Here is a 20,812-nt window from a genome sequence, read left to right on the forward strand (position 1 = left end):
TCCCTGGTGAAATGCCAGGGAATTCAATATGTCCTTTAAAACAGCATAGCTATCTTAGTTTTTTTCGTCAGTTGCAGGAGCCTCAGCCTTTTCTGGAAAGGCGAACATTTCTGCGTTTACTTCAGGATTTAAAACGATATCCTTTACCGTAAGGTTTTGCCCAGCCATTCCCATATCGAACGGAAAGTATAAACCATCTACTTCTTGATAATCGCTCATGGTATTTTTACTCATCTGTCCTTTGTTAGGGCCCGCTTTTACTTCTGTTTCGGTAGCAATAGGAACAAAGTTTTCCGTTTCAAAATAATAATAGGAAACATTCGCTTCTTCCTTACCATCTATTGTAACAGGATCTTGGGTAAGCTTCAATTTGTAGGTCTCTGTCCCTTCGATAGTCTCGGTTCCCATCATTTCAACTTCAAAACCTTTATCCTTGTAATTATATAAAGGTGATGGAAAGTCCTTACTTGCTTTTTTCATCATTTCATTCGTTTCTGCATCTGCTTTTTCAGCTTCCATCGTCATAAAATTAGTTGTCCACATGGTTTCACCATCGAATGCCATCTGTGTCATTTTTTGTCCCTGAAGATCGATTTCCACCACTTGCCGCCCATCCTTCATCTGAATCATGGTAAAAGGTATTTCCATTCCCTGAGCATTGGCAGAACCTATAATCTTAATGCCATCCAAATCGCCCCAAGCGTCCTTTCCGCCAGTATTTTCAAAATAATTGTCGATGATTTCATCGGCTGTCTGCGCTTGACTTGGAGCCATGGCAACAAGTAGTATAGCGATGAATAATGTTCTTAGCGTTTTCATATTGTTTCGTTGTTATTAATGGTTTGCATAAATGTAGGTAGGTTTTTCGTGAAATTGTTACAACCAAATCAATATTTTTTTGAATTTCAATTGTATTTACTGTTGTATCTTTATAGAAAATTAGGCAATGAAATTCGGAAAAGTAGACAATCCGGGCGATATCGATTTTACCTTACCACCCGATCATAAAGGTACCAAAGCAAAATTATCGGACTATACCTCAAAACAACCCCCAAATTTATATGTTGGCTGCGCGAAGTGGAACCGAGCCGATTTAAAGGGGTTTTATCCAAGGGGCACCAAAGATGAATTGGCATACTACGCCACACAGTTTAATAGCATCGAGTTGAATGCTACCTTCTATCGAATTTTTCCCGTAGATGTATTTCAAGGTTGGTATGAAAAGACGCCGGCCGATTTTCGATTCTTTCCAAAAGTGTTTCAGGGAGTGACGCATTGGAAACGCTTGAACGATTTTGAAGCATACTTAAACGATTATTTACTGAATGCTAGTAATCTGAAGGAAAAACTTCAAATGCCGTTTATACAGCTTCACAATAATTTCGGACCCAAAAACATGGACCGATTGGCACCATTTTTTGAAGCCTTACCAAAGGATTTACGGTTTGCAATAGAGTTTCGTCACACCGACTGGTTTAACGATAAAACGGTTGCCGAGGAATTGTATTCGCTTTTGGAAGAATACGATATGACCAACATAATTGTGGACACCGCTGGGCGTCGCGATTTACTTCATATGCGAATGACTAGCGATACGGCTTTTATTCGCTACAACGGTGCAAATCATCCTACCGATTATGACCGATTGGATGGCTGGATCGATAGACTGGAGGAATGGATCGAGCTAGGCCTTCAGAATATTTACTTTTTTGTGCACCAAAATGTAGAAAAAGCTTCACCCTTACTATCTGCTTATTTTATCGAAAAAGCCAATGAACGCTTCGGCACCGATCTTAGACCACCGACTATGGATAAACCAAAGGATAGGTATTAGGTGTAGGGTGTAGCCCGCCCGTACCGAATGCGTATGTGATCTCAATCGGGTAGGTACGTTCGGGCGGGGGTTTAGGGTGTAGGAAGAAATCCCAAATAACAAATCCCAAATAACAAATAACAAATAACAAATAACAAATAACAAATAACAAATAACAAAGCTAATAGCTAAATGCTAACAGCCAAAGGCTACTGAGAAGAGAGAAGAGAGAAGAGAAAAAAGACAAAAGACAAAAGACTATAGGCTAAAAACTTACAACTACCGACTACTATGCGCTTTCACACTAGAAAATGGATCAAACCTGAAGACTTAAACCCTAACGGAACGCTTTTCGGCGGTCGATTATTGGAATGGATCGACGAAGAAGCGGCGCTCTATGCTATTATTCAATTGGAAAATCAGAAGGTGGTGACCAAGTTTATGAGTGAAATCAACTTCCTGAGTGCCGCTAAACAGGGAGATATCGTTGAAATAGGGCTGGAGGTTATCAAATTTGGAAAATCATCGTTGACACTTTCCTGTGAAGTACGGAATAAAATGACGCGAGAGTACATCATTACCATCGATCAAATTATCATGGTAAACCTTGGAAAGGACGGTAAGCCGACCCCTCATGGAAAAACTGAAGTTGAATTTGTAAAGGATCGATTAAAGGATAATTAGTCATCTACCAATTCCGAAAGGGTATAGCCTTCACGTTGCGATTCGGCTGCCTCCAAATCATCCTCACTTGGTGGCGGAAGCTTTTGTTCTGCTGCCTTTTCAGGAACTAACACCAGCTCTGCATACATCGGAAAATGGTCCGAATGGATATCGGCACCTCTCGAAACAGTCTTCACCCTAAATTCTTCAGAAACAAACAAATGGTCCAACGGCCACCGTAATAAGAAATTATCTGCCGAATACGTATTGAAAAAACCACGTCCCTTCCGTGGGTCCAATAATCCAGACACCTTTTGAAATAGTCTCGTAGTCTGGCTCCAAGCTACATCGTTGAAATCGCCAGCCACGATCGTAGGCAGCGTTCGTTGGCGTGATAATTCTGCAGTTATCATCATCTCCGCATCACGATCGGTTGATTTTGGATTATGGGTTGGCATGGGCGGAGTTGGATGAATAGCATAGAATTGAACGGTATCAGAACTTTTCAATGCTACCTTTGTATGTATCGATGGAATGCTATCATCCACCATATACTGAACCGTCGGATTAATAAGGGGCAGTTTGGAATACAAGAGCATTCCATAGGTATTGGAAAGGGGGTGCGTAACCGAATAGGAATACTTATCGGAAAGTTCAGGGTCTACTTGGTTAAACCACTCTTCGTGCGTTTCCATCAGAAGCACCATATCCGGATTCAGGGTTTCAATTTCGGTTAAAAGCTTCTTCCGCTTCTTGTTCTTTTGAAAAACATTCGCCGTATACAGTGAAATGGTCTTATCATCATCTTTCAGGTTGGTATCCTTAATTTCAGTAGAAGCCAAAAAAGTATAGGGAATAATACGCGTTGCCTGAAGTACCAAACATCCTAAAATAATTATGACGAATATATAATCCTTCACATATTTGATATCAAATCGAATGAAATAAACCAGGAACGCAATTGCCGTAAGGATCGTAAGTTGCACATGGGGAAAATCGAACATACGAACCCACCAATAATCTAGGGCTATAAATCGAAAAAGGGTGAGAACTATCGCCAAGCCTCCAAATAATTGGAGAAATGTCTTAAGTTTCATAGGGTTGGTTGATTAGTGTTTTTTGAAAAGTACTGAAATCAGGTTGAAGATGATGTCGATTTAAGGGAACTTTTAGAAAAATCGGTGGTGCTGGGCATTTCGAATAGCTCTAATCCGAAGTAGGGGGCGGCCGCTATTAAATGGTCGAAAATATCAGCCTGAATATGTTCATAATTCTCCCAGCGCTTATCGTAGCTGAAGCACAGTATTTCGATCGGAATACCGTGCTCGGTGGGTTGCTGGTGACGTACCATTAAATACAAGTCCTTATTGATGGCCGGATTTTCGTGTAAATAGGCATCGATATACTTTCGGAACACGCCTAAATTGGTTTGGTTTCGTCCGTTGATCAGCAACGATTTGTCGGCTTCAATATTACGGTTGTATTTTGAAATATCGCGCTCGCGATGTTCTATGTAGGGTTGAATAAGTTGAATTTTCTTCAGTTCTGAAATATCCTTATCCGTAAGAAAACGAATAGTATTCTGCTTCACATAAATAGAGCGCTTAATACGCCGTCCTGCCGATTCCTGCATACCGCGCCAGTTCTGAAACGATTCAGAAATAAGGCTATAGGTCGGAATCGTGGTAAAGGTATTGTCGAAGTTTTCAACCGTTACCGTCGCCAAACTGATTTCCGTTACATACCCATCGGCGCCATACTTACTAAAGGTGATCCAATCGCCAATACGGACGATATCATTCACCGAAACCTGTATACTGGCAACAAACCCTAAAATCGTATCCTTAAAAATGAGCAATAACACCGCGGAGGCCGCTCCCAAGGTGGTTATGCTCAATACCGAATAACCTGTTAACAGATTGATCAGGAAAAATAAAGCAATCCCCCAAGCAAAAATCATCAGCACCTGCACGTAGCTTTCTAAGGGCTTGTCTTGGTATCGCGGTTTGTGCTCCAGATAATTCCGTAAGGTTCTAAGGATACTTCTGAAGATTAAGACACTAAGAACAATAAGGTAGATATCGATGGCCTTCAACAGCAATGACTGTATATATGGATATTCCAAAAAGATAAAGGGAACCAAATACCAGACCAACACTAATGGTATCAGGTGCGCCATAAAGCGCGGGAAGTTACTTTTCACCAAATAATCGTCGAAGGTAGTAGTCGTCTTATCGCTAAACGCCTTGAATGCCTGTACGATAAACTTCCGAACGAAAATATCCAATACCGTCGCTACCAACGTTAAGACAAGTGCATTGATAAGGGTATTCAAGAAAATCGCCCATCCCAGGTTCATTCCTTGTTCCACAAAATACTCCTGAAGCCAGCAGAGATAATATGTTAGGGTTTCGTCGGTCACTTGGTTTTAGGTGTTTGTTTTAGGTGTTTGGTGTTTAGCTAGGTGTTAAAATATTTTATTCAATCGTATATCTTCAATCGTACATCTTAAATCGTCAATCGTACCTCACAAATACTTCTTTTCGGCATAAAACGGTCCGAAGGGAAGAATAGAGCAAAATAAGACGATTAAGAAGGTCTTCCACGACCAATCCAATTTTTCCTTCATAAAATAGGCACCGCCCACATAGAGCACGAACAATATCCCGTGTGCCATCCCAACGATTCGAACCATTTCAGGCATTCCCCACACATATTTCAACGGCATGGCAATCCCTAAAAGTACCAAAAAGCTTATCGCTTCCAAGGTACTGATAATCCGAAAGGTCTTCACCGATATATCCATAGCATCAAAATTTTTGCGCAAAGATACAGTATCGAATAATGTTTTAGTATTTTTAATGTCCCAATTTCGCAGGCAGAAATGCGAATTTTCAACTATTCATCATATCAAATACACTCGTATGAAAGCTTCTAACATTTTCAATCTTCTTTTTATTTGTTTGTGTAGTACCGGCCTGCTGGCGCAACAAGATGCTACCGAATTTACCATCGATTATGAGAAGTTCGTTCTCGATAACGGACTTGAAGTAATACTTCACGTAGATGATAGCGAACCCATTGTAGCTGTGGCTACTATGATGCACGTCGGTTCTAATCGTGAAAAGCCCGGAAAAACAGGTTTTGCCCATTTCTTCGAGCATATGTCGTTTAACGATTCCGAAAACGTCCCTGTCGGAGCCAACCGAAAAATGATTCCAGAGTGGGGTGGAAGTCGAAACGGTGGTACTTGGAGTGATGGAACCGTATATTATGAAGTGGTTCCCAAAGATGCTTTTGAAAAAATCCTATGGATCGATAGCGATCGCTTTGGGTATATGATCAACACCGTGACCGAAGCCGCGCTTGAACGCGAAAAGCAGGTTGTAAAAAATGAAAAACGACAGCGTGTCGACAATGCTCCTTACGGTTATACCGATGAAATTATTCGCAAAAATCTGTATCCTGAAGGCCATCCGTATAGTTGGACGGTTATTGGTTCCTTGCCCGATCTTCAGGCGGCTACTTTAGAGGATGTAAAAGAATTCTATAATCAATATTACGGGGCTGCCAATGCTTCTTTAGTAATTGCGGGTGATATCGATGTTGAAGAAACCAAAGCACTCGTGAAACAGTGGTTTGGCGAAATTCCAAGTGGCCCAGAGGTTGAAGCCTTAGAGCCGATGCCCGTAACACTATCGGAAACCAAATCGCTTTATTTTGAAGACAACTTCGCTAAATTGCCTGAACTAAGACGAGTATATCCTACGGTGGCTTCTTACCAAGAAGACGAATATGCCTTATCGGTATTAGGGCAGTTACTTACGGGAAGCCGGAAATCGCCACTTTACCAAACCATAGTCGAAAAATATAAGGTGGCCCCAAATGTTAGTGCTTATAACAACAGCATGGAACTAACAGGAGAATTTACCATTCGCGTGCGTGCCAATGAAGGCGTCGATCTCGATGACGTACAAAAAGCTATAAACGAAGGCCTACAGGATTTTGAAACCAATGGCTTCACCGATACAGAACTAAAGCGTATAAAAGCGGAACTGGAACTTCAATTATATTATGGTGTTTCAACAGTGTTGAACAAAGCGTTTCAATTAGTACAGGATAACGAATTCGGAAACGATCCTGGTTATATTTCAACCCGAACAAAGATGTATAAAAACATCACCAAGGAAGATGTGATGCGCGTTTACAACACCTATTTAAAGGATAAGAACTACGTAATGACAAGCGTAATTCCGAAAGGGAATGTGGATTTAGCCGTTGCTGGTGCCGAAGAAGCCACTGTCTGGGAAGAAGAGATCACCGGAATGAAGGAAAATGAGGAAGTAGGACAGGGAGAAGAGGCTGAATATGAAAAGACCCCTTCAAAATATGATCGTTCCGAGCCAGCTTTTGGAGAAACTCCTTTGTTCACTATGCCTGAAGTTTGGCAACATGATATGCCGAACGGGCTAAAAGTATTAGGGATTGAAAACAATGAACTGCCGCTGATCAGTTTCTCACTTACCATTCCTGGAGGTCACCGATTAGACCCAAAAGGAAAGGCAGGATTAGCATCACTGACGGCTGATCTTATGAACGAAGGAACAGCCAGCAAAACGCCGGCCGAGCTGGAAGAAGCAATCGGATTATTGGGTTCTTCCATACGCGTTAGTGGTGGACAGGAAGATATTACCTTTTCCGGAAGTGCCTTAGCACGAAATTTTAAACCTACTATCGAATTGGTTGTTGAACTGTTGCTAAACCCAAGATGGGATAAAACCGAGTTTGACCGTCTAAAACAGGAATTGCGTACCGAATTGAAAGGTCGCGAGGCAAATCCACAGGCCATCGGTTCTATGGTATTCAGCAAATTGGTGTTTGGTGAAGGCCACAGCCATGCAACCCCTTCCAACGGAACTTTGGAAACAATCGAGAACATTACACTCGAGGATATAAAGTCCTTTTATAAAAACTTGAAGCCCGAGAACGCTTCGCTAAAAGTAGTAGGTGATATCTCAGAAAACGAAGTGACAAACCCACTGCTTCGACTTTCTAAGATTTGGCAAGGCAAGGCTCCGGCGTTACCGGAGCAGCAGGTTTCGGCAGAAAAGGCAAAAGGGAAATTATATTTCATCGATGTACCCAATGCCAAGCAATCGGTTTTATACATTGGTGCACCAGCACTTTCTGGTCATCATGAGGATGCTCCAAAGCTTGGTTTCGCCAATGAAATATTGGGCGGTGGTTCAAGCGGACGACTGTTTCAAACGCTACGCATTGAAAAAGGCTACACCTATGGTGCCTATTCGTATGTGCCCGATATGGATGCCACGGCTCCTTTTGCCATTAATAGTAGCGTTCGTGCCAATGCGACGCTGCCTTCATTGGAAATTATTCAAAATATGGTGAAGGAATATGGACCCGGGTTTACGGAGGAAGACGTGAAACTTACCCAGAACAAAGTCGTAAAGGAAAATACCCGAGCCTATGAGTCGTTAAATGCCAAATTGGGAATGTTGAACCAGATTGAAAAGTACAATCGTCCTGTCGACTATATTACTAGGGAACAGCAAATGCTTATGAATATGTCCCTGAACGATTTCAAAACCATTATAGATACCTATATCGATGAAAGTGAAATGATCTATGTGGTGGTAGGCGATAAGGCCACACAGTTTGAAGAAGTGAAGAAATTGGGTAAGGAGGTCGTAGAACTCGACATCTATGGAAACCCAGTAAATCCTTAATGTTTATGCTATTATTACAAGACCCATCTGCCGCCGATAAAATTGGAGAGGCGGTTGAAGGCTACTATAACGAATTTTTGGTCATGCTGCCCCGCATTGCCCTAGGCATCTTTATTATTGTGGCGGGTATCTTAATCGCACAGCTGATAACCAATATTATTCGTAAACGCTTTCTACAAAAAGCACAGGATCCTTTAATGGCCCGGTTTCTAGCGCAGGCTATCAAGATTGTGCTGATCATAATTGCCATTATGACGGCATTGGATGTGGCTGGATTGAGCAAGGTGGCGACGGGAATTTTAACAGCAGCAGGTGGTGCAGCGATTATTTTGGGATTTGCCTTTCAGGATATTGGAAAGAATTTCTTGGCTGGGATTATCCTAGCGTTTAATCGACCCTTTAACATTAATGATACGATAATGATAGACCCTCACTTCGGAAGGGTAAAGGCGCTTAATTTTCGCTATACGCATATCAAGACTACCGATGGCCGCGATATTTATGTGCCGAACAGTGATGTACTGACCAAGCCTGTTGAAAATTATACGGCTGATGGCTTTTATCGGGTCGATTTTATTGTGGGGATTGGGTATGAAGACGATATTGAAGCGGCAAAGGTACTGATCCAAAAAATACTGGATGCGGAATCACAAATTGTACATGATGATGTACACGAAAATTTTGTGATTGAAAATGAGTTAGCGGCAAGTACCGTAAACCTTAAAGTGTTGTTTTGGGTAGATACCATCGATTATAGAAGAGCATCTCGAGTGTTTCGCGGACATGTAATGAGAAAGGTGAAGGAAGGACTTTCTGAAGCTGGCTTCAACCTACCGGCCGATATTAAGGAATTGAAGATTTATGGTACGGAAGAGGACTTCCCATTGCGCGTTCGAAAGGACCCGAGAGACCTTCTGCCTCCAAAAGAGTCGTAATGAACTGCTTCTCACTTCACATTTTACTGAAAGCAAGAGACTTACGTCATATTTGAAATCAAATGTTACGGTTTCAAATAAAAATATGTATTTTTCGATACGTTAAATCGCAACCTAATCAACAATTATGGAAGAAACGATTCAAAGACCGACGGTAAGTACGCTCACAGACGAAAAACGCGTCGCATTTTACAGAAAAACCTACACGCATGTAGCATTGGCCGTATTGCTATTCGTGCTAGTTGAATTCATCTTTTTTCAAATGCCCGGGGTATTGAAATTTGCCCTTTCCCTAACCGAGGGAAGTATGTGGCTTTTGATGCTCGGTGGCTTTATGCTTGTAACAACCTATGCCGAAAAGATGGCTATGAAGAGTCACGACCGAAACACGCAATATGCAGCCCTGTTTATTTATGTAGTGGCAGAAGCCTTCATCTTTATTCCGATGATCTTTGTCGCTATGTTTATGGCGGAAGAAGGAGGAGTGGAAATTCTTAACCAAGCCGCTATTATGACACTTGCCATGTTCGTAGGCTTATCGTCCGTAGCACTGCTCACCAAAAAAGATTTTTCATTCTTGAAGTCCATTTTAACCATCGGCTTCTTCATTGCCTTAGGATTGATCATTGCCGGAACTATTTTCGGCTTTAACCTCGGACTATGGTTTAGCGTTGGCATGATTGTATTGGCTTCAGGTTCCATTTTATATCAGACGTCGAATATGGTGCATAATTACGAAGAAGATCAATACGTAGCGGCTTCATTAGGATTGTTTGCAGCCTTAATGCTATTGTTTTGGTACCTGTTGAGTATTTTCTCCAGCGATTAATGCTCTTGAAAAAGTCTTCAAAAATGAAAAGCCTCTGAACAAAGAGGCTTTTTTTGAATCATATTTTGCTTATTTACCCCTCTTTCAGTTTAATTATTGAAATGTTTGTTTCTAGGAGCACGTATTTCAGCTACGATAAAATGCGAGGCCGTTTTGCAAAATACATCGCATTTGATATCGCTATTACATACAAAAGTATCACCCGAAAGCAAAAGGTGTTCTCCAATTCTTATGAGTCCGTCGATGATATAAAACACTACCTCGTGCGACTCGCTTTCTTTGATAAATCGTTTAGAACTGCCGGCTTCAAGGTTAACACTTAAGACGGAATAACCATAGGATCCGATTTCATCATCCCTTTTACAATTTAAAAGGCGTTTGATGGTATTGGGTTTCGGGTCGGTGACATAAAGCCTATTACGAGGTTTTGTTAACTTGGCATTTCTGAATTCCAATTCGACACATTTCAGTTCCGTACTACAGGATTTGTTGTATTCGTAGTGTTGGATTCCCCAACCTGTTTCAAGTACATTTACGGTTCCGCGTTCGATAACGTAACTTTCACCGGTACTGTTTACCCGTTCCAACTTCCCTTCAAGAGGAATGGTAATAAGGTCGATTCCTTTGTGTAAGTGAGGAAGGAATCCCATTCCTGGTTTTACCGTTATTTCAGTAATTTTCAAGATACCCTCTACCAGTTCTTTGGTAACCGGCGTATCGGATACATAGCTAAGGTTGGCATGACCCCTTTCATCCAGTATCCTTTCGGAAGAATTTAAATAGCGTTGTGTCATAGCAATTTGATTTAAAGTTAGGTATTTTGTTCATAAAAATCAACGTTCGAGTATGATGAAGTTTGATCTTCGGTTCACAGCGTGTTCGTTTTCACTGCATTTCGTTCCGTCTAGGCAATCATTCAATGGTTGGGATTCACCATAGCCTTGCGCACTTACAATGCGTTCTTCGGCAATACCTTGGGAATGTAAGTATGCCTTAGTTGCCTTCGCTCTTTTATCTGACAACTTCAAATTATAGTCGGCAGAACCTCTTGCGTCGGTGTGTGCTTCAATTTTAATGACCATTTCAGGATATTTCTTCATTAAATCGACAGCCTCATCCAAAACAATGGCAGCTTTGGGAGTGACCTCCGATTTATCGTACTCAAAAAAGATAGGAGCAAGGTCGATTTTTTCCTCACCTGTTTCAGCATCCTGAACAATCTTTTCTTCGGCATTCTTCAACCATAATGAAATAGGATCTGCTTTACCATCGTCCTGTTTACCAGTATTGGCCCGTTGGCTAGATTCGAAATAGCCGCTTTTATTGGCGACGATAACATATTCTTCACTACATGGTTGACTCATTATAAATTCACCTGCAGCATCGGTAACCGTAGTTTCCAGTTCATTTCCTTCGGTATCGGTAACGACTACACTCACATTAAAAATTGGTCGCTTCGTCGTGACATCCTGTACTGTTCCGGTAAGCCACTGATTACATTCCAACGGTATCCTAGAGAAATAGTAAATATCATCATCGCCCATTCCCGTGGTACGATTGGATGAGACGTAGCCCGTATTGTCTTCCGGATTCAGAATATAACCGAAATCGTCGGCTACACTATTAATTCCTTTCCCCAAATTGTTGGGTTGTAAGAAACCGGTTTCAGGAGTGAAGGCTGTTTCATACAAATCCAAACCTCCAAAACCAACGCGACCATCGGATGAAAAATACAATGTTTGGTTTGCAATATAAGGAAAGAAATCGTTCCCCCAAGTGTTCACCTTCGGACCTAGATTTTGTGGGTCGGAAAGCATACCATCTTCATGTATCTTACAGAAATAAAGGTCGGCTTCACCATAACCACCCGGCATATCGGAAGCGAATATCAGATACTTTCCATCAGGGCTTACCGCAGGATGACCCACAGAATAGGTGTTGCTATTGAAGTGAACTTCTTCTTTATTCGAAATAACACCGTCTTGAATTGTTCCGGTATATAGTTTAAAATTATTAGTATTATTCCCATCCAAAACCAACTTGTTTTTTTCAACATTACTGGTGGTGAAAAACACCCTATCGGTATCGGGCACAAAGGCAATAGTAGCATCGTGATAATTGGTACCCACCTGTTTCGAAAATACCTCAACATTTTGAAGGGTGCCATCCTCAGTTTTATCCGCTACGAATAAGCTTAGGTAAGGTTGCTGATTCCATGCATATAGTTCTTTTGAGGCTCCCGGCCTTGAAGAGCTGAAAATAACTTTGTTATCGTGATAGATCGGGGAAAATTCGGAATATTCTGTATTGATATCCAAATTCTGAAGCACATACTGCGAAGGAGTGTCGTCCTTTCGAAGGGAATCGAATTTTAGTACCGCTTCTTCATACTCTTGAAGCTGTACTGTTTTGTTTGCGCTTTGCAGATATTCCCGATAGAGCGCGTCGGCTCTTTCGTATTCCCGAATCCCCCGAAGCGACTGATAATAGCGCAGCAGAAAAGGCTCCCCCAAATCGCTACTACTTAATAATTGGGCCTTTTCATAAATCTGAGCTGCTTCTCGGTGCTCATTGATGTAGTAATGCGCATCAGCCGCTTTCAGAAGGGTTTCGGTAGTTATCTCCTCATCAGATTCGATAACGTCCTTATAAAGTTTAGTTGCTTTTACATAAGCTTTTTTTTCAAAGAGATCGTTCGCCTTATTTACGCCACTTTGTGCCGAAAGCGTAAATACAGCCATCATAAGTAAGAGAGTAGTAACTGTTTTCATCGTAAAAGGTTTTAAAAGAAGCGTGGTGAGTTAATATTTTTATTTCGTTCGTTCAGGGTGAAACGCAAGACAATTTCATGTGTACCGTTGTTTACGTCGTTTAATTCCGTAAGCGTATAGTCGTACGAATACCCTACAAATATGCTTGGGAATACCTGTATTCCGGCCACACCGCTAACGGCATCTTCATAACGATAGGAGACGCCAAAGGTGAACTGATTCCGAAACAATATATTAGCGGAAACATCCACTACCAAAGGAGCTCCCTCTAAATATTTCATCAGAAAAGCAGGTTTGAATCGGAAATTCGGACTTAAATCGAATACGTAACCTCCGATGAGATAGTACTGTAATTCTTCTTTGGAAACAGACTGATCCATGTCATCGTAAAAATCGTTGGTGATGAAGTCAGGTACTGAGAGTCCCAAGTACCAAGAATCGGTATATAGATATCCTCCGGCACCTAATGTCAACGTCGTTCGATTATCTACGTTCCTACCGAGCACAGGATCGTTCGGGTTTTGAAATTGGCCTTCGGTGAAATCAACATTCAAAATGTCGGCTCCTGCCTTTAAGCCTAATCGTAATTTGAGGGTTGGGGTGAGCTGAAGGCGATAGGAAAAGTTTCCATTAACCAACACTTCTCGTGAAGGCCCCAATTTATCATGGGAAACATTTAAGCCTAATCCGATTTTTTCATTCCTCAATGCGGAATGTATCCCGAGGTTTTGAGTCGTGGGAGCACCGTCTATCCCAACCCACTGGTCGCGATAGGTTCCAACGATATCCAATGTCTGTAACGAACCTGCATAGGCAGGGTTGATACTCATCGTGTTATAAAGATATTGCGTGTACTGCGCATCCTGTTGGCTAAAACCTTGGGTTGAACTCAGCAGTGTTACTAAAATGATTGAAAATGATATATATAATGATTTCATGATGTAGCGTTTTGGTGAAAATTTGGGATGATTACTTCATCAGGTATATCCATCCTGATTTTGGTTCAGCATTTCTGTCAAGCTCCAATACATAATAATAGGTACCCGAGGGAAGCCCATCACTATCCTGACCGCTATCGACATTCGAAATTCCTTCCCAATCGTTTTCATAGCCCTGTTTTCGATACACCAGACTTCCATAGCGATTGAATACCTTCAACTCGTTATTGGGGTAGTTTTCAATACATGTTATGGTGAATTGGTCATTGATTCCATCCGAATTCGGAGAAAATTCATTGTACACCGTTAAACATTGTGGGGTGAGTGTTACTTCTGAAGAATTGTTCCCGCTACCTTCATCTAGTGGGTCTGATAAAACAATGGAAGCGATGTTCGTATAATCGCCGGAACCAAGGACTTCCGCAGTAATTGTTAATGTTGCAGTTTGTGAAGCCGGCAATAGATCGATCCTCCATGCACCCGTATTCGGATTGTATGTACCTAATGTGGTATTGAAGTTTAGCAACTCCAAACCGCTAGGGATGTTCTCTGATATTTCGAGCATTTGGAAGTCGTTCGGACCTTCATTTGTGACCGAAATCGTGTATTGTACCTCATCACCAATCATCGGTGATTCATCGTTCACTGTTTTAGATATTTTGATATCTGCACATACCACTACAGTTTCTACGAATGTAACTTCTTCGCCCGTATTGCAATCATTCATAGGTTCATAGGAAACCGACACCGAAGTATCTTCCAAAGAAATCCACTGAACTGTTATAAACGAATCGGTTGCTCCACCACCATCTATTACCAATCCTCCGGTAACAGACCATAGATAATTTGCGTTTCCTTCTTCCGTGGTATACGTGATACTTGTTTCTAAACAGGTTTCTCCATTAGCATTTGAAGAAATGGTCGGACTAGATCCCTCATTGATTGCGACAGTAACAGCAAGTCGTTCTGAACTTTCACAGCCGCTGGCATCCGTTGCCGAGGCATAATAGGTTTCGCCGTCAACCAGAGGATTGGTAGCCGCATAGGGAGTTCCAGCTTCTGGCATATCATACCAGATAAGGGTATTACCATCGGCTTGTAAATCGGCAATGGTTGGATTCTCTGTAATACAGAAAACCTGAGTTTCGTTATCGGTAGTGGGAGCTGGGGTATCATTTATCGTTACCGTTACCGCTAGACGCTCTGAGCTTTCACAACCTGATGATCCGGTTGCCGTAGCATAATAGGTCAGTCCATCAACCAATGCATCTGTCGGGTCATAGGCAGTGCCGGCCTCGGCCATATCGTACCAGGTGATGTTCGGTCCATCCGCTTGAAGGTCTTCCACCGTCGGATCGTCGACCGCACAGAAGGTTTGGATCGTATTGGAAGTGGTTGGCGTTGGCGTATCGTTGATCGTTACCGTGATCTCGAGTCGTATGCTGCTTTCACATCCAGTAGCGTTTGTGGCAGCGGCATAATAGGTCTGTCCACTTACTAAAGTGTCCGTAGGGTCGTAGGGCGTTCCTCCCTCTGCCATATCATACCAAACGATGTTCGGTCCATCTGCCTGAAGATCGGCCACCGTCGGATCGTCCACCGCGCAGAAGGTTTGGTTCGTATTGGAAGTGGTTGGCGTTGGCGTATCGTCTATCGTCACATTGACGGCCAAGCGGTCCGAGCTCTCACAGCCTGATAATCCAGTTGCCGTAGCGTAGTAGGTTTGTCCGTTTACTAAAGCGTCCGTAGGGTCATAGGGCGTTCCTCCCTCTACCATATCATACCAAGTGATATTTGGCCCATCCGCCTGAAGATCGGCCACCGTCGGATCGTCGACAGCACAGAAGGTCTGGTCAGTCTCGGTGGTCGTTGGTGTAGGGGTATCGTTTATCGTTACCGTGACTTCAAGGCGTGTGCTGCTTTCACATCCTGTAGCGTTTGTGGAAGCGGCATAGTAGGTCTGTCCACTTACTAAAGTATCCGTAGGGTCATAGGGCGTTCCTCCCTCTGCCATATCGTACCAGATAATGTTCGGGCCGTCCGCCTGAAGGTTCGCCACCGTTGGATCTTCAACTGCGCAGAAGGTTTGGTCGGCCTCGGTAGTTGTTGGGGTAGGGGTATCGTTAATCGTTACCATGACCTCGAGTCGTATGCTGCTTTCACATCCTGTAGCGTTTGTGGCAGCGGCATAATAGGTCTGTCCACTTACTAAAGTGTCCGTAGGGTCGTAGGGCATTCCTCCCTCTGCCATATCGTACCAAACGATGTTCGGTCCATCTGCCTGAAGGTCTTCCACCGTCGGATCATCGACCGCACAGAAGGTCTGGTCAGGCTCGGTGGTCGTTGGGGTAGGGGTATCGTTAATCGTCACGGAAACTGCTAAGCGAGCTGAGCTTTCACAACCATCAATTATTTGTGTTGCATAATAGGTTTCGCCATCTACTAAAGAATCGGATGGATCTAATGGTGTAATGGCTACTTCAGTAGGGTACCATAGTACATTGGTTTCATTTGTCTGTAAGTCTTCAACCGAAGGATCATTCACTTCACAGAAAATCTGCGAATCATTTTCAGTAGTAGGAGCGGGAGGCGCCATCACTGTTATTTCATATAGATCGAGAGACTGCGCAATATTCACATTCAACAAAGATGAAAGACGCACCGTCACGCGATCAAAAACTGTATTGGGCCCGATGGGAATCGTAGCTGTTTCACCATTCTGAAGCAACGTTAGTAAATCGGCCGTCAAGAAAGTTTGAATACTTTCAGAAAACACTTCATCTGTACCATCGTAGGCGATTACTTCCACATTGTTTAGCAATCCAAGATTTACAAGTGTAGGATTGGTACTCAATTTGATTTCCAGACTATCGCTAGGTTGGTATTGATTCGCGAAGTACACATTCTGTTCTATGGAAGCGGCAACCCCAACAACCCCTAAGCTTATTTCAGAAAAGTTTGTTGTATCATTATCGATTACGTGATGCGGATTTGTTACTCCGGCGCCACCAATATTCAACAAATCCAATGTAATCCCAGAACCGTCAAAATCGGTGTAAAGCGGATTAATAGCACATTGGTTATCGCTGTAATAAAACGCGTTATACACATTCATACTGTTGGTAGTTCCCAACAGTAACGCGTCGGTATTGTCTTCTATATAAATGCGATCGTAGGGCTGGTCTGGCGTAATAGCGATATAAAAGTTCTGTTGACCATCCTGCACAATTCTAAAGCGACCATCGTTAAGAGGAAGGGTAGAGGTTCGTGATAATACAGTAGTGGATCCATCCCTTGCTTCGACATCAAAATAATGATCTCCCAAAACTACGGTTCCCAATATGTCTGCCAATAAATCACCAAGACTACCACCTAAAAGTGCATTCAAAACATCGGAATCGAAGTCAATTCGAACATAGGTTGTCGTATTCGCCGGAATTTCTTCGGGAAAAGCAAGTTCCAATTCTCCTGAAAATTGACCAATGCCAATGGCGATTCCGCCATAGGAATTTAAGGTAGCAAAGTCTGGAGTGTTGCCAACGGCGTTCGTGGCGTTGTCTACATGATTCTCAAAGGTAACTTGAGAAGCGTAGGTTGCATCCTGTGCCCTCATAGTGCTGGTAGCACCAAAGAGAAGCAGTAATGATATTAGTACATAGATTAAGTAGGGTACAAGTCGTCTCATACATTAGAATTTTACATTCAACGTAGTCCGGTCCAATACTTTTCAGAGTATTGATTAATTCAGGGTATTGACTAATTCAGGGTTGTGCTGTTTAGGTGAGGAGTTATTTCAGCGCTGTAAGAAAATTTAGATTTTTGGTCGTTTTTTGTCGTTGTTAGTTCGAAGATACAAACTTATTTCTTAAAATAAAGTTAAAATATCTCATTTCGAGAATTATGTTGGATAATAATTAGCGATATTCTTACATAAATCGCTTCAAAAATACTATATTAACAGTGATTGCCACGAATTGTTAATAATCTCTTAGGCATGTTTAAAATTACCTTTTCATTACATTCAAATTTTATATATTAGCCCTATAATACATTAACTCCCTAATCCCCAGTTAGCTTATTTCATTGATATTGCCTTTGCAATCTAGGGTGGTTGGTATATAACGATAAATACTACCATGGCACAATCTGCTGATATTATAATAGATCGATTAAAGAAACTTTTGAACTTACCGTCTGATAAGGCGTTATGCGAGGTTTTGGATATTAAGCCCAATACGTTATCTACCTGGAAACGAAGAGAGACGTTAGACTTCAACAAAGTCATTGCCCTCTGTAATAAACACGAATTAAACCTGAATTATGTTTTCTTTGGTGAAGAGAGCGATACGTTCTCTGTTACAGAAGAGAAAGTTCCGCCCCCAGCGGTGATGAGTAAATTTGAGGGTAGTGAAATCCATAACATTCAATTGGTGAATACCAACCGAAATATCATTCTATTTAAGGCAGATAAGGATTCACTGCCCCTAGTCAAAAAAGGTACATTGGTGGTAGGGCAAAAAATTCAAAAGAATAAAATTCGCCAAGAAACACCCTACATTATTACGTTTACAAATAATGCATGTACGATTGACGAGTTTTATGCGTGTGAAAAAGAAGCCAATTGCTTTCGCCTTAAATATAAAACGATTGCAGATATCGACACCATTATTCCTGATACCGACATCAGTGCAATCTGGCAATTAGTAGACACGGTTCAATAGGTCACCGCGCATTTAGCTTTTTACGGTTAGCTCCCTAAGCTTTCCCCAAACATAATGATGGCTGGGCTTGGGTGAAAATCGAAATATCATAATCGTACCTTGAGCTGAAGTCTTCTTTACAAGTTCGATACTTACATTCAACTCCAATACCTGTTGCGTTGCAAAGGCATCGTAAAGTGAAATTTTTCCTCGGTATCCAATATTTGCATTCTTTAGGTGAACCGTAGTTTTTGGTATTTCAAAATCAATACGTTTATTCCGGACGTTCATCAGCCCATCAAAATAATGCTTCAAGTTTTCTTCCAAAATTGAATCATTGAGAACTATGTCCTTCTCAATCTTCCAAGCGAAAACATATGACCAAAAGGCGTCATTTTCTGGTTGAATCCACCCCGGCGGAAACCATGCTTCCTCATAGCCTTCATACTTCAGTTCGGGCGCAAAATGAATCGGGAACGGAAACACCTCGCGTGTCCAAGTGCTATCTGCCTGCAACACCTGCGGATAGGGCTCATGCTGGCACCAAGCTTCCAAACAGCAGCCTAGCAGCAGTAATGACATAAAGATCTTTTTCATATTTAAAACCGTAAAATAGCCTTTAATTCAATCGCATCAGAAATGGCATGATCCTTAACGTCGTTGTTATACACGATCCCCCAACGTGTTCGGTCTATTTTAAGATGTGCCACCATCGTTTTCGTCTCCTCATCAACCGTCGGCCAAAACTCGATGGGTTTGGTAATCCCCTTGATCGTCATATCGGCTTCCATTTTATGTTTGTTTTCCTCTTCAATAAAGGTGACATTGGTAATGGTAAGCGAAGCTTTCGGATAGCGCTGCACATCGAAAAAATCGGGATCTTTCAGATGATCGACCGGGCCATTTCCATTTTTCATGTATTCTTCATTGGTAATACTCGTCATGTCCACTTCAAAAGAACCTCCCGTAATATTCCCATTAATCGTTATCAGTTCGCCTTGGGTGAAGGTGGCGGTACCAGTATGTTCACTTACCAAGAAGGAATAATGTCCTTTCCAGTGAAGTTCACTCTTGGAAACATCCAATGGGTATTTTACGGTTGTTGCGTTTGACGTGCTACTTTGTGCTGAAGCGAAAGTCGTTACTAGTAAAAGGAATAGTACGGTAAGAATGTGAGTTGTTTTCATGTTGACTTGTTTTTTGTGATGAAAGTAGGAGGGAAGGGGTTCAAAAAATGTCAAAAGAGTGTAAAAGAAGTGTCAACTGTTGTAAAATCTGCTGAAAATCTCGGTTCTTTGTAGCACTTATGCGACGACGAATTCTATTTCTTAGCTTTCTAATAGGCCTCATCACTGTAGGGTGTCAAAAGAAAGAAGCCCCAATGCCCAATGTTTCCCAAGTGAAGGTTGCCTTACGGGAAATAGGACATCAGGTATTGAAAGCGCAGGAGGATACCACCTCCTTAGTGTTACCGGTGAAACAGCTTTCCAGTGAAGCCTTTGCACTACAGTTTGAAAACGATCTTCGGGTTGACCCCACCATACTTCAAAACGAAATGGAAGCAGCTATCGACCGAAATGGATTGCCCAGGAATTCTCTAGTAGAAGTCCTTACCTGTGAAACCGGGGAAGTGGCGTATAGCTATCAACGGCTTCGCGATGCCGAAAAGGATATCGTTCCCTGTGGCGGTAGAATTTTACCGAGCGGTTGTTACGAAATTCAACTTCACTTTATAGCCACACAATCAACTGGAAATGAACCCTTGTTTTTTGTGTTAGTGTTTTTAGTTATTGCTTTTGTAGTATTTGTGTTTGTCAGTCGGTATTTCACTACACCCCACGAAGACCATTACGAAGAATCGTTGGAATTGGGACGCTTTCGCTTTTACCCAGAACAGCATAAATTGGTAAAGGAGGCCGAAGAAATTCCATTATCGAACAAGGAATGTGAATTGCTGACAATTCTTCGTGCGAATGCCAACCAAGTAGTAACGCGCGAGGAACTGACAAAACGCGTTTGGGAGGACAATGGTGTCATCGTAGGTAGAAGCTTGGATACCTATATATCAAAATTGCGAAAGAAGCTACAATCTGATCAAGGCGTGAGCATTACCAATGTGCATGGGGTCGGGTATCGGCTGGAGGTTACTTCATAATATCACATTTGAGAATTATTCGATAGCGTATCAACTACTTACGCTTTTTTATTAATGCTGTAAATAAACACGATGAATACCTGCGAAACTATGTGACTACCAATCCGCATTCGCCACCTATTTGGCGAGTGAATGGGCCGTTGATGAATTTTACGCCCTTTTACGAAGCCTTCGATGTAGCGCCAGGACAGCAGAACTATAGGAGTGAGGAGGAGCGGATAAAGATTTGAAAAAAAACAGCTGTGTTGTGTAAATGGGAAA

Annotated in this window: 18 protein-coding genes; 8 read left to right on the plus strand and 10 right to left on the minus strand. The window is 42.0% G+C overall.

Features of this window, described 5'->3' with window-relative positions; translation table 11 throughout:
* Window positions 1-54: 54 nt before the first annotated feature.
* Window positions 55-819, minus strand: coding sequence for a LolA-like protein (locus I4Q58_RS09895; protein ID WP_203295713.1), 765 nt, complete (start codon window positions 817-819; stop codon window positions 55-57).
* Between the two features lie 127 nt (window positions 820-946).
* On the opposite strand from I4Q58_RS09895, the gene I4Q58_RS09900 reads away from it, so the two are divergent.
* Window positions 947-1,834 (plus strand): DUF72 domain-containing protein, encoded by an 888-nt coding sequence (locus I4Q58_RS09900; RefSeq protein ID WP_203295714.1) that lies wholly within the window; start codon window positions 947-949, stop codon window positions 1,832-1,834.
* Between the two features lie 270 nt (window positions 1,835-2,104).
* Window positions 2,105-2,497, plus strand: a complete 393-nt coding sequence (locus I4Q58_RS09905) for an acyl-CoA thioesterase (protein WP_203295715.1) — start codon at window positions 2,105-2,107, stop codon at window positions 2,495-2,497.
* Here the strand turns inward: I4Q58_RS09905 and I4Q58_RS09910 are convergent.
* From I4Q58_RS09910 to I4Q58_RS09920, 3 genes are all read right to left on the minus strand, one after another.
* A complete protein-coding gene (locus tag I4Q58_RS09910) occupies window positions 2,494-3,573 on the minus strand; it encodes an endonuclease/exonuclease/phosphatase family protein (RefSeq protein WP_203295716.1) in 1,080 nt (359 codons plus the stop codon). The two genes, I4Q58_RS09905 and I4Q58_RS09910, sit on opposite strands and share 4 nt — an antisense overlap.
* Window positions 3,574-3,611: 38 nt before the next feature.
* On the minus strand, window positions 3,612-4,898 hold the full coding sequence (locus I4Q58_RS09915; protein ID WP_317194061.1) for a mechanosensitive ion channel family protein: 1,287 nt from the start codon (window positions 4,896-4,898) through the stop codon (window positions 3,612-3,614).
* Between the two features lie 105 nt (window positions 4,899-5,003).
* Window positions 5,004-5,282: a DUF3817 domain-containing protein gene (locus tag I4Q58_RS09920; RefSeq protein WP_203295717.1), complete on the minus strand. Its 279-nt coding sequence runs from the start codon at window positions 5,280-5,282 to the stop codon at window positions 5,004-5,006.
* A 118-nt stretch (window positions 5,283-5,400) separates the two neighbouring features.
* Between I4Q58_RS09920 and I4Q58_RS09925 the strand changes: the two genes are divergently transcribed.
* The 3 genes from I4Q58_RS09925 to I4Q58_RS09935 all read left to right on the plus strand — a co-directional run bounded on the left by I4Q58_RS09925 (window position 5,401) and on the right by I4Q58_RS09935 (window position 9,987).
* Window positions 5,401-8,223, plus strand: a complete 2,823-nt coding sequence (locus I4Q58_RS09925; RefSeq protein ID WP_203295718.1) for a M16 family metallopeptidase — start codon at window positions 5,401-5,403, stop codon at window positions 8,221-8,223.
* Window positions 8,224-8,228: 5 nt separating this feature from the next.
* The gene (locus I4Q58_RS09930; protein WP_203295719.1) at window positions 8,229-9,158 is read left to right on the plus strand and encodes a mechanosensitive ion channel family protein; all 930 of its coding nucleotides are present in this window, start codon (window positions 8,229-8,231) and stop codon (window positions 9,156-9,158) included.
* A gap of 127 nt (window positions 9,159-9,285) precedes the next feature.
* The gene (locus tag I4Q58_RS09935; RefSeq protein WP_203295720.1) at window positions 9,286-9,987 is read left to right on the plus strand and encodes a Bax inhibitor-1/YccA family protein; all 702 of its coding nucleotides are present in this window, start codon (window positions 9,286-9,288) and stop codon (window positions 9,985-9,987) included.
* A gap of 89 nt (window positions 9,988-10,076) precedes the next feature.
* On the opposite strand, the gene I4Q58_RS09940 is transcribed toward I4Q58_RS09935, so the two are convergent.
* Genes I4Q58_RS09940 through I4Q58_RS09955 form a run of 4 tightly spaced genes read right to left on the minus strand, consistent with a single transcriptional unit; the run spans window position 10,077 to window position 17,381 of the window.
* A complete protein-coding gene (locus I4Q58_RS09940; protein ID WP_203295721.1) occupies window positions 10,077-10,781 on the minus strand; it encodes a pirin family protein in 705 nt (234 codons plus the stop codon).
* 39 nt (window positions 10,782-10,820) lie between these two features.
* A complete protein-coding gene (locus I4Q58_RS09945; protein ID WP_203295722.1) occupies window positions 10,821-12,758 on the minus strand; it encodes an OmpA family protein in 1,938 nt (645 codons plus the stop codon).
* Window positions 12,759-12,769: 11 nt separating this feature from the next.
* Entirely contained in the window at window positions 12,770-13,696 is a 927-nt protein-coding gene (locus I4Q58_RS09950; protein ID WP_203295723.1) for a PorP/SprF family type IX secretion system membrane protein, read from the minus strand.
* A 31-nt stretch (window positions 13,697-13,727) separates the two neighbouring features.
* Window positions 13,728-17,381, minus strand: coding sequence for an Ig-like domain-containing protein (locus I4Q58_RS09955; RefSeq protein WP_203295724.1), 3,654 nt, complete (start codon window positions 17,379-17,381; stop codon window positions 13,728-13,730).
* A 451-nt stretch (window positions 17,382-17,832) separates the two neighbouring features.
* On the opposite strand from I4Q58_RS09955, the gene I4Q58_RS09960 reads away from it, so the two are divergent.
* Entirely contained in the window at window positions 17,833-18,417 is a 585-nt protein-coding gene (locus I4Q58_RS09960) for a helix-turn-helix domain-containing protein (RefSeq protein ID WP_203295725.1), read from the plus strand.
* A 12-nt stretch (window positions 18,418-18,429) separates the two neighbouring features.
* Here I4Q58_RS09960 and I4Q58_RS09965 read toward each other — a convergent pair whose 3' ends face one another.
* The gene (locus I4Q58_RS09965; protein ID WP_203295726.1) at window positions 18,430-18,993 is read right to left on the minus strand and encodes a hypothetical protein; all 564 of its coding nucleotides are present in this window, start codon (window positions 18,991-18,993) and stop codon (window positions 18,430-18,432) included.
* Between the two features lie 2 nt (window positions 18,994-18,995).
* Window positions 18,996-19,583, minus strand: a complete 588-nt coding sequence (locus I4Q58_RS09970; protein WP_203295727.1) for a YceI family protein — start codon at window positions 19,581-19,583, stop codon at window positions 18,996-18,998.
* A gap of 119 nt (window positions 19,584-19,702) precedes the next feature.
* On the opposite strand from I4Q58_RS09970, the gene I4Q58_RS09975 reads away from it, so the two are divergent.
* Both I4Q58_RS09975 and I4Q58_RS09980 read left to right on the plus strand, forming a co-directional pair.
* A complete protein-coding gene (locus tag I4Q58_RS09975; protein ID WP_203295728.1) occupies window positions 19,703-20,551 on the plus strand; it encodes a winged helix-turn-helix domain-containing protein in 849 nt (282 codons plus the stop codon).
* Between the two features lie 50 nt (window positions 20,552-20,601).
* Window positions 20,602-20,781 carry a M13-type metalloendopeptidase gene (locus tag I4Q58_RS09980; protein ID WP_317194064.1) on the plus strand — a complete coding sequence of 60 codons (180 nt, stop codon included), beginning with the start codon at window positions 20,602-20,604 and terminating at the stop codon, window positions 20,779-20,781.
* Window positions 20,782-20,812: the final 31 nt, after the last annotated feature.

The sequence above is a fragment of the Luteirhabdus pelagi genome, assembly GCF_016827595.1.
Lineage (GTDB): Bacteria > Bacteroidota > Bacteroidia > Flavobacteriales > Flavobacteriaceae > Luteirhabdus > Luteirhabdus pelagi.

Excerpts from the sequence above, each read along its gene's own strand:
- I4Q58_RS09895 (WP_203295713.1), bottom strand. The coding sequence starts at position 819 with ATGAAAACGCTAAGAACATTATTCATCGCTATACTACTTGTTGCCATG.
- I4Q58_RS09900 (WP_203295714.1), top strand. The coding sequence starts at position 947 with ATGAAATTCGGAAAAGTAGACAATCCGGGCGATATCGATTTTACCTTA.
- I4Q58_RS09905 (WP_203295715.1), top strand. The coding sequence starts at position 2,105 with ATGCGCTTTCACACTAGAAAATGGATCAAACCTGAAGACTTAAACCCT.
- I4Q58_RS09910 (WP_203295716.1), bottom strand. The coding sequence starts at position 3,573 with ATGAAACTTAAGACATTTCTCCAATTATTTGGAGGCTTGGCGATAGTT.
- I4Q58_RS09920 (WP_203295717.1), bottom strand. The coding sequence starts at position 5,282 with ATGGATATATCGGTGAAGACCTTTCGGATTATCAGTACCTTGGAAGCG.
- I4Q58_RS09925 (WP_203295718.1), top strand. The coding sequence starts at position 5,401 with ATGAAAGCTTCTAACATTTTCAATCTTCTTTTTATTTGTTTGTGTAGT.
- I4Q58_RS09930 (WP_203295719.1), top strand. The coding sequence starts at position 8,229 with ATGCTATTATTACAAGACCCATCTGCCGCCGATAAAATTGGAGAGGCG.
- I4Q58_RS09935 (WP_203295720.1), top strand. The coding sequence starts at position 9,286 with ATGGAAGAAACGATTCAAAGACCGACGGTAAGTACGCTCACAGACGAA.
- I4Q58_RS09940 (WP_203295721.1), bottom strand. The coding sequence starts at position 10,781 with ATGACACAACGCTATTTAAATTCTTCCGAAAGGATACTGGATGAAAGG.
- I4Q58_RS09945 (WP_203295722.1), bottom strand. The coding sequence starts at position 12,758 with ATGAAAACAGTTACTACTCTCTTACTTATGATGGCTGTATTTACGCTT.
- I4Q58_RS09950 (WP_203295723.1), bottom strand. The coding sequence starts at position 13,696 with ATGAAATCATTATATATATCATTTTCAATCATTTTAGTAACACTGCTG.
- I4Q58_RS09955 (WP_203295724.1), bottom strand. The coding sequence starts at position 17,381 with ATGAGACGACTTGTACCCTACTTAATCTATGTACTAATATCATTACTG.
- I4Q58_RS09960 (WP_203295725.1), top strand. The coding sequence starts at position 17,833 with ATGGCACAATCTGCTGATATTATAATAGATCGATTAAAGAAACTTTTG.
- I4Q58_RS09965 (WP_203295726.1), bottom strand. The coding sequence starts at position 18,993 with ATGAAAAAGATCTTTATGTCATTACTGCTGCTAGGCTGCTGTTTGGAA.
- I4Q58_RS09970 (WP_203295727.1), bottom strand. The coding sequence starts at position 19,583 with ATGAAAACAACTCACATTCTTACCGTACTATTCCTTTTACTAGTAACG.
- I4Q58_RS09975 (WP_203295728.1), top strand. The coding sequence starts at position 19,703 with ATGCGACGACGAATTCTATTTCTTAGCTTTCTAATAGGCCTCATCACT.